13 protein-coding genes are annotated in these 15,169 nt (G+C 56.6%); 12 read left to right on the top strand and 1 reads right to left on the bottom strand.

What is annotated here, in order from left to right:
* The first annotated feature begins 137 nt into the window (after positions 1 to 137).
* The 5 genes from argC (at position 138) to argH (ending at position 5,643) form a co-directional block, all read left to right on the top strand.
* Positions 138 to 1,118, top strand: a complete 981-nt coding sequence (gene argC / locus LZP73_RS07480) for an N-acetyl-gamma-glutamyl-phosphate reductase (protein WP_234233871.1) — start codon at positions 138 to 140, stop codon at positions 1,116 to 1,118.
* Positions 1,119 to 1,187: 69 nt separating this feature from the next.
* On the top strand, positions 1,188 to 1,970 hold the full coding sequence (argB, locus tag LZP73_RS07475) for an acetylglutamate kinase (RefSeq protein ID WP_234233870.1): 783 nt from the start codon (positions 1,188 to 1,190) through the stop codon (positions 1,968 to 1,970).
* A gap of 10 nt (positions 1,971 to 1,980) precedes the next feature.
* The gene (locus tag LZP73_RS07470) at positions 1,981 to 2,886 is read left to right on the top strand and encodes an ornithine carbamoyltransferase (protein WP_234233868.1); all 906 of its coding nucleotides are present in this window, start codon (positions 1,981 to 1,983) and stop codon (positions 2,884 to 2,886) included.
* A gap of 59 nt (positions 2,887 to 2,945) precedes the next feature.
* Positions 2,946 to 4,169 carry an argininosuccinate synthase gene (locus tag LZP73_RS07465; protein ID WP_234233866.1) on the top strand — a complete coding sequence of 408 codons (1,224 nt, stop codon included), beginning with the start codon at positions 2,946 to 2,948 and terminating at the stop codon, positions 4,167 to 4,169.
* A gap of 79 nt (positions 4,170 to 4,248) precedes the next feature.
* A complete protein-coding gene (gene argH / locus LZP73_RS07460; protein WP_234233864.1) occupies positions 4,249 to 5,643 on the top strand; it encodes an argininosuccinate lyase in 1,395 nt (464 codons plus the stop codon).
* A gap of 76 nt (positions 5,644 to 5,719) precedes the next feature.
* Here the strand turns inward: argH and LZP73_RS07455 are convergent, their stop codons facing one another.
* Positions 5,720 to 8,281 carry a penicillin-binding protein 1A gene (locus LZP73_RS07455; protein ID WP_234233862.1) on the bottom strand — a complete coding sequence of 854 codons (2,562 nt, stop codon included), beginning with the start codon at positions 8,279 to 8,281 and terminating at the stop codon, positions 5,720 to 5,722.
* Positions 8,282 to 8,486: 205 nt separating this feature from the next.
* Between LZP73_RS07455 and LZP73_RS07450 the strand changes: the two genes are divergently transcribed.
* The 7 genes from LZP73_RS07450 to aroB all read left to right on the top strand — a co-directional run bounded on the left by LZP73_RS07450 (position 8,487) and on the right by aroB (position 15,153).
* Positions 8,487 to 9,563, top strand: a complete 1,077-nt coding sequence (locus tag LZP73_RS07450) for a pilus assembly protein PilM (protein WP_234233860.1) — start codon at positions 8,487 to 8,489, stop codon at positions 9,561 to 9,563.
* Positions 9,551 to 10,135: a PilN domain-containing protein gene (locus LZP73_RS07445; protein WP_234233859.1), complete on the top strand. Its 585-nt coding sequence runs from the start codon at positions 9,551 to 9,553 to the stop codon at positions 10,133 to 10,135. Before LZP73_RS07450 ends, LZP73_RS07445 begins: the two co-directional genes overlap by 13 nt.
* A complete protein-coding gene (locus LZP73_RS07440; protein ID WP_234233856.1) occupies positions 10,132 to 10,746 on the top strand; it encodes a type 4a pilus biogenesis protein PilO in 615 nt (204 codons plus the stop codon). Before LZP73_RS07445 ends, LZP73_RS07440 begins: the two co-directional genes overlap by 4 nt.
* Complete coding sequence (locus LZP73_RS07435) at positions 10,746 to 11,264, top strand: pilus assembly protein PilP (protein WP_169563774.1); 519 nt, start codon at positions 10,746 to 10,748, stop codon at positions 11,262 to 11,264. Before LZP73_RS07440 ends, LZP73_RS07435 begins: the two co-directional genes overlap by 1 nt.
* Positions 11,265 to 11,285: 21 nt before the next feature.
* On the top strand, positions 11,286 to 13,334 hold the full coding sequence (locus LZP73_RS07430; RefSeq protein ID WP_234233855.1) for a type IV pilus secretin PilQ: 2,049 nt from the start codon (positions 11,286 to 11,288) through the stop codon (positions 13,332 to 13,334).
* Between the two features lie 217 nt (positions 13,335 to 13,551).
* Positions 13,552 to 14,067 (top strand): shikimate kinase AroK, encoded by a 516-nt coding sequence (gene aroK, locus LZP73_RS07425; RefSeq protein ID WP_169563776.1) that lies wholly within the window; start codon positions 13,552 to 13,554, stop codon positions 14,065 to 14,067.
* A 9-nt stretch (positions 14,068 to 14,076) separates the two neighbouring features.
* The gene (aroB, locus tag LZP73_RS07420) at positions 14,077 to 15,153 is read left to right on the top strand and encodes a 3-dehydroquinate synthase (protein WP_234233854.1); all 1,077 of its coding nucleotides are present in this window, start codon (positions 14,077 to 14,079) and stop codon (positions 15,151 to 15,153) included.
* Positions 15,154 to 15,169 lie beyond the last annotated feature (16 nt).

Genomic DNA, 15,169 nt, shown 5'->3' with positions numbered 1-15,169 from the left:
GAAGCGCCGCAACACTATCCACGACGATAGTGACATCTTTATGGCATAGGGCAGATATAGGGCAGATTGAGGCCCGAACTTGAATTGTGCCCATCTTTAACCCATTCTTTTTATTTGGTTTTGAAAAGTTAAACGCTATGAAAAATATCGCCATTATAGGCGCCAGTGGTTACACGGGCGCCCAGATCACTTCCCTGATAGATGCCGAGCCTGAGCTGGCGATTCAGGGGCTCTATGTCTCGGAAAACAGCCTGGACAAGGGGCGGCCCCTGGCGGATCTTTACCCTGTTTACAGCCACATAGATCTCTGTCTGTCCCCGCTGGCAGCAGAGGCCAAGGCAAAAATCCTCGATGAGGCCGATGCCGTAGTATTGGCCACAGAGCATGCCGTCAGCCTGGAATTGGCCGCCTGGTTCTATGAACAGGGTCTGGCGGTATTCGATCTCAGCGGTGCCTACAGGTTCGCCGACACGGCCCAATACCCCAAGTGGTATGGCTTCGAGCATACGCATCCCGAGGTATTGGCCGAGGCGGTTTATGGTCTGGCCGAATGGAATGCGCCGCAGATAGCCGCCAGTCGCATGATTGCCGTGCCGGGTTGCTACCCGACCGCCTCCCTGACGGCACTCAAGCCGTTAGCCGCGCTGCTCGGCCCTGCCCGGCCTGTGATCAATGCCGTCAGCGGCGTCACGGGCGCCGGGCGCAAGGCGCAGCTGCATACCAGCTTCTGCGAGGTCAGCCTGACCCCTTACGGCGTGCTTGGCCACAGGCATCAGCCGGAAATCGCCACCCACCTGGGCCAGGAAGTCATCTTCACCCCGCATCTGGGCAACTTCAAACGCGGCATTCTGGCGACCATAACGGTACAGCTCAAGCCGGGTACCACAGAGGCCGACATCGCCAGCGCCTATGGCGTGTATGACACGGCCCCCCTGGTGACTGTCAAACATAACCAGTTCCCCAAACTCGATGACGTGGTGCATACCCCCAACTGTCATCTGGGATGGAAGTTCGACGCCGCCAGCGGTTACCTGGTGGTCGCCAGCGCGATAGACAATCTGATGAAAGGCGCCGCCAGTCAGGCGTTGCAATGCATCAAGCTACATTTCGCTCTCTAGGCGGCCATGCAGCCTGAGCGGAAGAGTGGCAGACAGTCAGTTTGAGAATGGGATTAAGAGAGTATTGAGATGACGACAAACAAACCTGTATTAGTGCTCAAAGTGGGCGGTGCCCTGTTGCAGTGTGAGATGGGCATGGCGCGACTGATGCGGACCGCGGCGCAGATCCTGGCCCAGGGCCAGCAAGTCATAGTAGTGCATGGCGGTGGCGTGCTGGTGGATCAGCAACTGGCCGCCAACGGCATGGAAACCATCAAGCTGGATGGCCTGAGGGTGACCCCGGCCGAGCAGATCCCCATAGTCGTCGGGGCGCTGGCGGGCACCTGCAACAAGATACTGCAGGGGGCGGCGACCCAGGCCGGCATCACCTGTGTCGGCATGAGCCTGGCCGACGGCAATACCGTGAGCGCCAGAATCAAGGACGAGCGTCTGGGGTTCGTCGGTGAGGTGGCGCCCGGAGACGCCACTTATCTCAAGTTCATCCTGTCCCAGGGCTGGCTGCCCATCTGCAGCTCGATCGCCATGACGGACCAGGGACAGATGCTCAACGTCAACGCGGATCAGGCGGCGACTGTGTTGGCCAAGCTGGTGGGCGGCAAGCTGGTACTCCTGTCCGACGTCTCCGGGGTGCTGGACGGCAAGGGCCAGCTGATCCCCAGCCTGGATCAGGCGCAGATCCAACATCTGGTGCAGCAGGGGGTGATAGAGAAAGGCATGAAGGTCAAAGTCGAGGCCGCCCTGGAAGTCGCCCAAAGCATGGGCCAGGCGGTACAAGTGGCCTCCTGGCGCGATGCCGAACAATTGCTGGCCCTGGCCAGGGGTGAAGCCGTAGGAACTCAAATACAACCTTAGGAGAGGCTGGATGAAGCATTTACTATCGATTCAAGATTTAACCCAGGACGAACTCTTGGCCCTGTTGGCGCTGGCGAAGAAGATCAAGGCGGATCCTGGCCAATATCGCCATGCCTTGGATGGCAAGAGCGTGGTGATGCTGTTCGAGAAGCCATCGCTGCGTACCAGGGTGAGCTTCGACATAGGCATCAACAAGCTGGGTGGTCATTGCCTCTACCTGGATCAACAAAATGGTGCCCTGGGCAAGCGTGAATCGGTAGCAGATTTCGCCGCCAACCTGTCGTGCTGGGCCGATGCCATAGTGGCCAGAACCTTTTCCCACACCAGCATAGAAGGCCTGGCCAAACATGGCAGGGTACCTGTGATCAACGCCCTGTCGGATCTCTACCATCCCTGTCAGGCGCTGGCCGATTTTCTGACCTTGTCCGAACGCTTCGACGACGTCAGCAAGGTGAAGCTGGCCTATGTGGGTGACGGCAACAATGTCACCACCTCGCTGATGTTTGGGGCCGCGATTCAGGGGGCGCAGATGACAGTCATCTGTCCTGCTGGGCATTTCCCCGATGGCTACATGGTGGCTCAGGCCCAGACCCTGGCGCAGCAATACGGCGGCAAGCTGACCCTGACCTCGGACATAGAGGCGATTGAAGGCCATGACGCCATCTATACTGATACCTGGATTTCCATGGGCGACAGTACCGCCTTGACCGACATCAAGGCCAAGTTCAGTCCCTATCAGGTCAACGCCGCCCTGATGGCCAAGGCCGGGGCCAGCTGTTTCATGCATTGCCTGCCGGCGCACCGAGGGGTGGAGGTCACGGATGAGGTGATGGATGGTCCTGCGTCCCTGATACTGCAACAGGCAGAGAATCGGATGCATGCACAAAATGCAGTTTTAGTGACACTTTTAAGCTAAGTTAAAACAGAGATCAACTCGTGTCGCCTCCCGAGGGACACAGGAATTAGGAAAGTAAGATGTCTACAGAAAAAGCACACGCTGGCGTTAAAAAAGTCGTTTTGGCCTATTCCGGTGGCCTGGACACCTCGGCCATCATTCCCTGGTTGAAAGAGAACTATGACAACTGTGAGATAGTCGCCTTCTGCGCCGACGTGGGCCAGGGCGAAGAGGAGCTGGTGGGCTTGACGGAGAAGGCGTTGGCCTCCGGCGCCTCCGAGTGTCACATAGTGGATCTCAAGGAAGAGTTTGTCGCCGACTATATCTACCCCACCATAGCCACAGGGGCCATCTACGAAGGCACTTATCTGCTCGGCACCTCCATGGCGCGGCCCATCATAGCCAAGGCCCAGGTGGAAGTGGCCCGCAAGGTGGGCGCCGACGCCCTGTGTCATGGTTGTACCGGCAAGGGCAACGATCAGGTGCGCTTCGAAGGGTGCTTCGCCGCCCTGGCGCCGGACTTGAAAGTGATAGCCCCCTGGCGTGAGTGGGAAATGCAGAGCCGTGAAGACTTGCTCGCCTACCTGGCCGCACGCAACATCAAGACCACGGCGTCCCTGACCAAGATCTACAGCCGTGATGCCAACGCCTGGCATATCTCCCACGAGGGCGGCGAGCTGGAAGATCCCTGGAACGAGCCGAGTAAAGGGGTATGGACCCTGACAGTGGCCCCCGAGGATGCCCCCAACGAAGCCGAGTATGTGTCGCTGGACGTCGAAAAGGGCCGCATCATCAAGGTCAATGGCGAAGCCCTGAGCCCCTATGGTGCGCTGATGAAGCTCAACGCCATCGCCGCGGCCCATGGCGTCGGCCGGGTCGACATTACCGAGAACCGCTTGGTGGGCATGAAGTCCCGCGGCTGCTACGAGACCCCGGGCGGCACCGTGATGTTTGCCGCGCTGCGCGCCATAGAAGAGCTGGTGCTGGACAAGACCAGCCGCGACTGGCGTGAGCAGGTGGCGGCGCAGATGGCCCACCTGGTGTATGACGGCCGCTGGTTCACCCCGCTGTGCAAGTCCTTGCTGGCGGCGTCCGAGTCGCTGGCCGAATCGGTCAACGGCGAAGTGGTCATCAAGCTCTACAAGGGCCAGGCCACTGCGGTGAAGAAGCGCTCACCCAATAGCCTGTATTCCGAGGCCTTCGCCACCTTCGGTGAAGATCAGGTCTATGATCAGAAACATGCCGAAGGCTTCATCCGCCTGTATTCCCTGGCCAGCCGCATCAGGGCCATGAATGCCAAGTAGGATAGACGACTAAACTCGAGTGGGCGCCTGGCGCCCCTTTTTTTCTAGATTGCAATCGCAGCAACAAGAGGGATTCAGCATGGCCTTATGGGGTGGCAGATTCAGCGGCGAAACCAGCGCGCTGTTCAAACTTTTCAACGATTCTTTGCCCGTGGATTATCGGCTGTTCGAGCAGGATGTGCAGGGTTCCATCGCCTGGGCCGCCGCCATTACCCAGGCCGGGGTCCTGACCCAGGACGAGTGCAGCCGCTTGCAACAGGCGCTGCGGGACTTGCTCGCCGAAGTGAGCGCTAACCCGGAGCTCATTCTGGCCTCGGGCGCCGAGGACATTCACAGCTTCGTCGAGCAGCAACTGATCGCCAGCGTCGGTGACTTGGGCAAGAAGCTGCACACTGGGCGGTCGCGCAACGATCAGGTGGCGACGGATCTCAAGCTCTGGTGTCAGACCGAAGGCGCGGCCCTGATAGCAGGCTTGCAGGCGCTGCACGGCGCCCTGTTGGCGCTGGCCGAGCGGGAACTCGACGCCGTCATGCCCGGCTACACCCACCTGCAGCGGGCCCAGCCCGTGACCTTCGGTCATTGGTGCCTGGCCTATGTGGAGATGTTCGAGCGCGACCTGGGACGGATGCAGGACGCCCTCAAGCGCGCCAACACTTGCCCATTGGGTTCGGGTGCACTGGCGGGCACCGCCTATGCCATAGACAGGCATGCGCTGGCGACGGCATTGAACTTCGCCGCGCCGACCCTCAACAGTCTCGACAGCGTCTCGGACAGGGATCATGTGGTCGAACTCTGCGGCGCGGCGTCCATCGGCATGATGCACCTGAGCCGGATGGCGGAAGACCTGATCTTCTTCAACTCGGGCGAAGCCAATTTCATCGAGCTCAGCGATCGGGTGACCTCAGGCTCATCCTTGATGCCGCAGAAGAAGAATCCGGATGCGCTGGAGCTTATCCGCGGCAAGACGGGGCGTGTCTACGGCAATCTTGTGGGCATACTGACTACTATGAAGGCGCTGCCGCTGGCCTATAACAAGGACATGCAGGAAGACAAGGAAGGCCTGTTCGATGTGGTCGACAGCTGGGGCATCTGTCTGGAGATGGCGGTCCTGGTGCTCGATGGTCTCAAGGTCAACAGGGCCAATGCGCTGTTGGCGGCGCAGCAAGGCTATGCCAACGCCACCGAGCTGGCCGATTACCTGGTTGCCAAGGGGATGCCATTCCGTGAGGCGCACCATGTGGTGGGTGAGGTGGTAGTGCATGCCATCGCGGCCCAAAAGCCGATAGAGGCGCTGCCCCTGGCCGAGTTGCAGGAGTTTGCCGCTGTTATCGCCGAGGATGTGTATCCGCATCTGACCATAGCAGCCTGCCTGGGCAAGCGTGACGTGTTGGGCGGTACGGCGGTCAAGCAGGTGCAACAGGCACTGGCGGCCAAGCAGGTGCAACAGGCACTGGCGGCCAAGCGGGCCAAGTAAGGCTGGCGAGCAAGCATAAAAAAAGCGCGATTCAATCGCGCTTTTTTGTGGCCTGGATTTGCCGTCCCAAGGCCGATTACTGGAACAGATCTTCTTCCGGGGTGGCGATGAAGATGTTGCTGTCGTCCTGGCCTTCGGTGATGTATTCCTTGGGTTCGGTACCTGAGATGAAGTACTCGAACTCGCTGGTGTGATCTGTCTTGCGGCTGAGTTTACCCGTCGCCAGATCTATGCGCACGGACACCAGCCCCTTGGGCGGGATGCCGGCGATTTCCTGGGTGCCATCTAGGGCATGGAGCATGAATTCATTCCAGCCTGGCCCCGCCGTCTTGGCACCGGCTTCGGCACCTGAGATCTGATCTTTGGCGGCGCCGGGATCCCAGCTGACCCGGCCCAGTTCCCGGCCATGATCGTCGAAGCCGACCCAGAAGGTGCTGGTGAGAGTCGGATTGAAACCACTGAACCAGGTATCGCGGGACTCGTTGGTGGTCCCCGTCTTGCCGGCTATGTCATGGCGTTTGATCAGCCTGGCCGCACGCCAGGCGGTGCCATTCCAACCCGTGCCCTTGCTCCAGTCGCCGCCGCCCCAGATCACGCTCTTGAGCGCACTGGTGATCAGAAACGCCGTCTGCTCCGAGATGACTTGGGGGGCGTAACGCGCGCCTGGGGCGCCGCATTGGGCCGCGGTATCGTCCTGGCTTGCTGGCTCAGTGGCGGGAACCCCTGAGCCGGGCAGCGACTCGGCCGCCAGCTGGGCAAAAGGATCTGCTTCTGCCTCGGGCGCCTCGGTCGCGGCGGGTGGCTGACAGGCCAGCGCCGGCGAGGCCTGTTCGACCGGGTTGCCATAGGCGTCTTCTACTCTGTCTATGTAGTAAGGCTCGACCAGATAGCCGCCGTTGGCGAAGGTGTTGAAGGCGGTGGCGACCTGCAGCGGGGTCACAGACGCCGAGCCGAGCGCCAGGGATTCGTTTCTGGGCAGGTCGTCGGGATCGAAACCAAACTTGGTCAGTTCGGCGATGACGGCATTCAGGCCGACATGCCTCAGGGTTCTGACCGACATCACGTTGATCGATTGGGCCAGGCCTACCTTGAGCCGGGTCGGTCCACCATAGATATCGGGTGAATTCTTCGGCCGCCAGGCGGTGCCCTGACGGGTGTCGGGCTTGTTGATGGGGGCGTTGTTGATCAGGGTCGCCAGGGTATAGTCCTTCTCCAATGCCGCCGCATAGATGAAGGGCTTGATGTTGGAGCCCAACTGGCGCTTGGCCTGGGTCACCCTGTTGTATTGGCTCTGGCTGAAGCTGTAGCCGCCGGCCAGGGTGCGAATGGCGCCCGTCATGGGGTCCAGCGACACTGTGGCGCTGGCCACCTGTGGCAGCTGCGACAGCTGCAGGTATTGGCCGTTGTCGCGCACCCAGATGCGTTCGCCTACCTTGAGTATGTCAGTGGCCCGCTTGGGTGGGGTGCCCTGACGCTTGTCGGAAATGAATGGCCTGGCCCACCTGAGTCCGGCCCAATCCAGGGTTTGGGTCTCGCCGGCGGCATTGAGTACCTGGGCATCCTGCTCCCCGACGGCAATCACCGCGGCCGGGTAGATGCCCTGAATCGGGGCAATCTTGGCCAATGCTGAGATTATGGCTTCCTGCGGCAACTGAGTGTCCGTCCATAACACGGCGGCGGCCCCACGATAACCATGGCGCTCGTCATAGGCATACACATTGTCTCGCAGCGCCTCCTGTGCCAACAGCTGCAACCCAGAGTCCAGGGTGGTGTAGACGTTGTAGCCGCCGGTATAGGCTTCCTCTTCACCGTATTTCTGCACCATGTAGTCCCTGGCCATCTCGGCCACATAGGGGGAATAGAGATCCAGCTCGGCGCCGTGGTACTTGGCGGTGATGGGTTGCTGCAGTGCTTCCTGGTATTCGCTCTGGTTGATGTAGCCGACTTCGTGCATCCGCATCAACACTGTATTGCGCCGGTTGAGCGCCCTGGATGGTGAGGTGATGGGGTTCATGGTCGAGGGTGCCTTGGGCATACCAGCTATGACTGCCATCTCCGCCAGTGTCAGGTCTTGCACTTCTTTGCCATAATAGACCTGAGCGGCCGCGCCGACGCCGTAGGCTCGCTGCCCCAGGTAGATGCGGTTGATATAGAGCTCGAGGATTTCATCCTTGGTCAGCAGTTGCTCTATATGCAGTGAGATGAAGATCTCTTTTACCTTACGAATTATGGTCTTGTCGCGGGTGAGGAAGAAGTTGCGCGCCACCTGCATCGTGATGGTACTGGCACCCTGTTTCTTCTCGCCCGTGGTTAACATGACCAGCGCCGCCCTGACGACGCCTATGGGATCTATGCCGTTATGCTCGTAGAAACGGTTATCCTCGGTGGCGATGAAAGCCTGCAACAGCGGCTTGGGGACATCGGCCAATTTCAGCGGAATGCGGCGCTTCTCACCGAACTGGGAGATGAGCTTGCCGTCATGGCTGTAGATACGCAGTGGCGTTTGCAGCTTGACCGACTTCAGGGTCGCCACATCCGGCAGATCGGGCAAAACATAAAAGTACGCCGCCGCGATGGCGCCTATGCCTAACAAGGCCAGACTGAATAGTGCGATAATTATACGTTTTAACCACTTCACCAGATTGTTCCAAATATTTAACCAGGAGCAACAGTATATAAGGCGAATCCCCCTTGGTGAAGCAAAAACATGGCGTCAAAAAAATATCGATTATTAGTCAAAAAAATAGCAGTTGTAAAATGCAAAAACATCTAATACAAATGTCATTAACAAATTGATTTTGTGCTAATCTCTTCTTAAATTTTTAATAAAAGTGATCCCGATTATGCTTTCAAATTTATGGAAGCGTCAGGCCCCGCAGATGATGGGAATCGATATAGGTTCCCATGAAGTTAAAGCGATACTGCTGAGCAAGACGGCCGATGGTTATAAGGTGCTGAACCATGCCGCTGTGCCTGTGAAGAAGGGCGCGGTAACAGATCATGACATTCGCGATGTGGATGCGGTGATCGACTGTCTGCGCCAGGTGAAGGCCAAGTTTCCCAAGAGCGTCAAGTACGCCGCCGTCGCCGTGTCCGGCTCGGCGGTGATGACCAAGGTCATCTATATGGATGCCGCCCTGAGTGAGGAAGAGAAGGAGGCTCAGATAGAGATAGAAGCCGATAACCTGATCCCCTATTCGCTCGATGAAGTCAGCATAGACTTCGAAACCCTGAATGTTAACAGCACGGACCCGACCAAGGTGGACGTGCTGTTGAGCGCCTGCCGCACCGAGAATATCGATGCCAGGCTGGATGCCCTGGAAGGGATAGGTGTCGAGGCCAAGGTGGTCGATGTGGAGGCCTATGCCCTGGGGCGGGCGGCCGAGTTGGTGCTGGGGCAGCTGCCCGAAGCGCAGCGTCAGGCCGTGGCCTTGGTCGACATAGGCGCCGGCATGGTGACTTTTTCCGTGGTCGAGGAGGGGGAAACCAGCTTCATTCGTGAGCAGGCGTTTGGCGGCGATCAATACACCCAGGCCATCGCTTCCTTCTATGGCATGCCCTATGAACAGGCGGAGAAAGCCAAGTTGGAGGGGGATTTGCCCAGGAACTATTTGCTGGAGGTCCTGGCTCCCTTTCAGACCCAGCTGTTGCAGCAGATCAAGCGTACCCTGCAAATCTATACCACCTCCAGCGGCAAGGAGAAGGTGAGTGCCATGCTGCTGTGTGGCGGCTCGGCTAAACTGGAAGGGTTGGCCAATTTGCTGGCCAATGAACTTGGGATCCCGACTGTGGTGGCAGATCCCTTCCTGGGTTGTCTGCAAGCCAGCGAGGCCGTGAGGCAAACGCTGGAGCCCAACAGTAATAAATACATGGTCGCTTGTGGTCTGGCGCTCAGGAGTTATGCTCAATGGCGAACATAAATCTTTTACCCTGGCGTGATGAAGCCAGGGAAAAACAAAAACGCGACTATTTCGGTGTCTTGGCCATGGTTTTTTTAGGGGCCGTCATTGTCGTTTATTTGGTTTTGAGTCTGATCGATATGATGACTGAAAATCAAAGATCCCGTAATGGTTATTTGCAATCTGAAATTCAATTGTTGGAAACACAGATCGCCGAAATAAGGGAAATAAATAAGCGTAAAAAAGATATAGAAAGACGCACGGATATTATTTTAAATCTGCAACAGTCCCGTAATTTACCCACCCATGTTTTGGATGAATTGGTACGCATAGTACCACCGGGAATTTATCTTTCCAGCGTCGAAAAGAAAGGCAGTTTATTGTGGATAGAAGGCCGCAGCGAATCCAATAACAATGTGGCCAACATGATGCGCAAGATTAAAGCCTCCACCTGGCTCACCGAGCCCAGCATGCAGTCCATAGTGACACAGAACGAAGCCTTGCGGCAGTTACAAAGGTTTAGTCTGAGGGTGACAGTGAATGATAATACCGCAGTATCCGATGCGGCAGCGACCAAGGGAGCGAGTCAATGAAACTCGATCTGAGCCAATTCAATGATATCGACTTTGATAATATTGGCGGCTGGCCGCGCCAGGTTAAAGTCGTATTCGCCGGTTTTCTTGCCCTGATAGTGCTGGTCGGCGGGTATTTTTTCTTCATGTCAGATGCGATAGACGTACTCAATGCCGAGCAGGATAAAGAAATCCAATTGAGGGAAGACTTTGCCAACAAGTATCGTCTGGCGGCGAATCTCAAGCTGTATCGGGAGCAGTTGGTGGTGCTGGAGGCCCAGTTCGCCGAGCTGTTGAAAATGCTGCCGTCGGAGAATGAAATGCCCGGCCTGCTGGACGATCTGACCTTTGTGGCAACAGATGCAGGCTTGAAGATCCGCAGCATAGATTGGGAATCTGAAATTCAGCGGGATTTTTATACCGAGTTTCCGATAAAAATGTCGGTCGAAGGCGGTTACCATGAACTTGGGAGCATGGTCAGCGGTGTCGCCAAATTGCCCCGAATCGTCAGTCTGCATGATTTTGCGATCAAGCGTGACAAGGACGATAATCTGGTCATGGATATTTTAGCCAAGACCTATCGTTTCCGTGAAGGGGTTGAATTAACCCAGACCACCAAGGGGAAAAAATAATGAAGTTTCTCCCTGTGTGGATATTCAGTTGCTTTTTTTTGACCGCCTGTGTTGGCGATCGCAGCGATTTGGAGCTATTTGTTACCACAACCAAGGCACAACATGTGGCCCATATTCCGCCATTGAAAGCGCCACCCAAATTTGAGCATTTTGCTTATCAGGCGCAGTTAATGCGCAGTCCTTTCGTACCGCCTTCGAGAGAATTGACCGAGGAAGTCCTGGGTCAGCGTACGGATTGTTTACAGCCGGATTTAAAGCGCCATAAGGGTAAATTGGAAACTTATGCGTTGGATAATCTGAAGATGCGTGGCACCTTGAGTGAAGCGAATCTTATATGGGCCTTGATTGAAACCAGTGACGGCAGCGTTTATCGTATGGGCAACGGGGATTATCTCGGTCTGTACCAGGGCCGAATTACTAAAGTGACGCCTCAAAATGTCGAAATCATAGAATTAATTCCGGATGGTTCCGGCTGTTGGAGCGAGCGCACCAGCAGCATGGAATTAACCGGAGAATAACAAGCGAAGGATGAGGTAATAATGAAATCTTCTGCCGCGATAAAAACTCCATTCACAGTGTCTCGTCTGTTGCAGACTGTGATCGGAGCGGTATTATTTTTGGGCGTGTTGCCGACTGCCATGGCGGCCAATAGCCTGGTGGATGTCAAGTATCACAGCATTATCGATCACCAACTCGAACTCGAGTTGGTGTTTGCGCAACCGCTGACCCCGCCAGCCGTCGAGGTCAAGGCATCGCCGGCCGGGATAGTGCTGAGCTTCGACGACAGCCAGTCGGATCTGCGCAAGACAGAGCTGCCCATAGGCCAGGCCGGGGTCAAGCAAGTGACGCTCATCCAGGCAGATACCCGGCTCAAGGTCGGCGTCGACCTGGACAAGGTCAGGCCCTATCAGGGCAGAGTGGTAGGCAACAGCTACCGGCTGACGGTCAACGATACCCAGCTCAGCTCGGCGCAAACGGATAATCCCTTCGTCAACAGCGTCAAGAGCATAGATTTTCGCCGCAATGCCGAGGGTGGCGGTGAGCTCTTGGTCGCCTTGAACAATCGCACCGTCGCGGCCGACGTGTCCCAGGTCGGCGCCAAGCTGGAAGTGAAATTCTACAATACCGACATAGACCCGGACATGCTCTACGTGATGGACGTGCAGGACTTTGCCACCCAGGTGAAAAGCTTCGAGACCTTTAAGGACGAGGCGACCACCCGCATTCTGCTGGATATTGACGGCAACTATGAGTACCAGTCGCAGCAGGAGGGTAATGTCTTCAAGCTGAGCATGAATGAGTCCCAGCGGGAGAGCGTCGCCAAGGATGAGAAGCACTATTCGGGCAAGTCCCTGTCGCTGAACTTCCAGAATATCTCGGTGCGTACCGTGCTGCAGATCATCGCAGACTACAACGACCTGAACCTGGTCACCAGCGACACTGTGGAGGGGGATATCACCCTCAGGCTCGACGATGTGCCATGGGACCAGGCACTGGATCTGATCCTGCAAACCAAGGGCCTGGATAAACGCATTCAAGGCAACATTCTCATGGTGGCCCCCAGCGAAGAGCTGGCGATCCGCGAGAGTCAGGAGCTGAAGAATAAGCAGGAGGTGAAGGAACTCCTGCCCCTCTATTCCGAATACCTGCAGATCAACTACGCCAAGGCGGTGGATATCGCCGAACTGCTCAAGAGCGCCGACTCCAGCCTGCTGTCCAGCCGTGGCAGTGTCGCAGTGGATGAACGTACCAATACGCTGTTGGTGAAAGATACCGCCGAGATCCTGGAAAATATTCACGAGTTGACCAAGGTGCTGGACATACCTATCCGCCAGGTGTTGATCGAGTCCCGCATGGTGACGGTCAAGGACGATGTGTCCGAGGACCTGGGCATACGTTGGGGGGTCACGGATCAACAGGGCAGCAAAGGCACCTCGGGCAGCCTGAGTGGCGCCGAGCAGATAGCCAACGGTGTGGTACCGGCGGCCGGGGATCGCCTCAATGTCAACCTGCCGGCCGCCGTGGCTAACCCGGCCAGCATCGCCTTTCATGTGGCCAAGTTGGCCGACGGCACCATACTGGACATGGAACTGAGTGCACTGGAGCAGGAAAACAAGGGCGAGATCATCGCCAGTCCGCGGATCACTACCTCGAACCAGAAATCGGCCTACATAGAACAAGGGGTCGAGATCCCCTATGTGGAGTCCACCTCCAGCGGTGCCACCTCGGTCAGCTTCAAGAAGGCGGTGCTGTCACTGAGGGTCACACCACAGATCACCCCGGACAACAGAGTGATACTGGATCTGGAAATCACCCAGGACTCCCAGGGCAAGAGCGTCGATACCCCGCTGGGACAGGCGGTGTCCATAGATACCCAGAGGATAGGCACCCAGGTGTTGGTGAACAATGGCGAGACCATAGTCTTGGGCGGCATCTACCAGCAAAATCTGATCAGCCGGGTGAGCAAGGTGCCGGTACTGGGCGATATCCCATTTCTGGGTTTCCTGTTCAGGAACACCACGGATCAGAATGAGCGCCAGGAATTGCTTATTTTCGTGACCCCGAAAATCGTGTCCGAAAAAATTTAACCCCTTGCTCCCCATCGACTAAAACCAGCAACCTTTGCTGGTTTTAGTGTTTAAGGCGTACAATATCTTAGGATTAATGGCGCACATCACTTGCCAGCCCTAGCCCTAAACTGAGATAATCCACGGTCAAGTCTCATAAGAGCAAGGTAACAAATTAGGTCGGCTTGATTGTGAGTCGATATAGGCATACTTTTCATAAGATCCAGACGTAAAAGAAATGGCTGAAAAACGTAATATTTTTCTGGTAGGCCCTATGGGCGCAGGTAAAAGCACCATAGGTCGCCATCTGGCGCAAATGCTGCATTTAGAATTCCACGATTCAGATCAAGAGATTGAGCAACGCACGGGTGCTGATATCGCCTGGGTGTTCGACGTCGAAGGTGAAGAAGGCTTCCGTCGTCGTGAAGCTCAGGTCATCGCCGACTTGTCCGAAAAGCAAGGTATCGTACTCGCCACGGGTGGCGGTTCGGTACAGAGCAAAGATATCCGTAATCATCTTTCTGCTCGTGGGATTGTGGTGTACCTGGAAACCACTATCGACAAACAGGTCGCTCGTACCCAAAGAGACAAGCGACGCCCATTATTGCAGGTGGATGACCCTCGGGAAGTGTTGGAGAATCTCGCAGAGGTCCGTAACCCACTGTACGAAGAAATTGCCGATGTGATCGTCAAGACCGACGAGCAGAGCGCAAAAATCGTTGCAAATCAGATTATCGAGCAATTAGGTTTTTAGGCAGAGAGAATGAAGCAAATTCGGGTCGATTTAGGTATACGCAGTTATCCCATTTATATTGGCCAGAATTTGATGAATGACAGCGAGCTCTTGTCTCGCTACCTGGCTAACAAACGCATCCTCATAGTCACCAATGACACCATAGCGCCCCTGTACCTGGAAAGGTTAAGGGCCCTGATGGCGTCATTCGGTGAGGTGAACTCGGTATTGCTCCCGGACGGCGAGCAATATAAAGATCTGACCCATCTGGAACATATCTTTGCCGCCCTGTTGCAGCAAAATTATGCCAGGGATTCTGTGTTGGTGGCGCTGGGCGGTGGTGTCATAGGTGACATGACAGGCTTCGCCGCCGCCTGCTATCAGCGCGGCATAGACTTTATTCAGATCCCCACCACGCTGCTTTCCCAGGTCGACTCTTCGGTTGGCGGCAAAACCGCGGTCAATCATCCCCTCGGCAAGAACATGATAGGCGCCTTCTATCAGCCCCAACTGGTGCTGATAGACACGGATTGTCTCGAGAGCTTGCCGGCGCGGGAATTCGCCGCCGGCATGGCCGAAGTCATCAAGTACGGCATCATGTGGGATGGGGATTTCTTCCTCTGGCTCGAGGCCAATGTCGGGGCCCTGAAGGCCCTGGATACGGCGGCGCTGGAATATGCCATAGCACGTTGTTGCGAGATCAAGGCCGAGGTCGTCGCCCAGGATGAGACGGAACAAGGCGTCAGGGCCCTGTTGAATCTGGGACATACCTTCGGCCATGCCATAGAGGCCGAGATGGGCTATGGCAATTGGTTGCATGGCGAAGCCGTGGCCGCCGGCACAGTACTGGCGGCCAAGACGGCGGCCAGGCTGGAACTGCTCGACGAGGCAGTGGTACAGCGCATCATGGCGCTGATGCGGGCATTCGATCTGCCGGTACAGGCACCGGAATCCATGGATTTCGACAGTTTCATTAAACATATGCGGCGCGATAAGAAAGTCTTGGGTGGGCAGCTCAGGCTGGTACTGCCCCAGGCCCTGGGTCGGGCGGATGTCTTCAGTCGGGTGGATGAAGCCGTGCTCGAGCAGGTTATCCGCAGTCGATAAAGACTATGTGGTGGCT

Origin of the sequence: Shewanella sp. AS16 (assembly GCF_021412365.1) — a bacterium.
Lineage (GTDB): Bacteria > Pseudomonadota > Gammaproteobacteria > Enterobacterales > Shewanellaceae > Shewanella > Shewanella salipaludis.
This window is presented reverse-complemented; position numbering and strand designations above follow the sequence as displayed.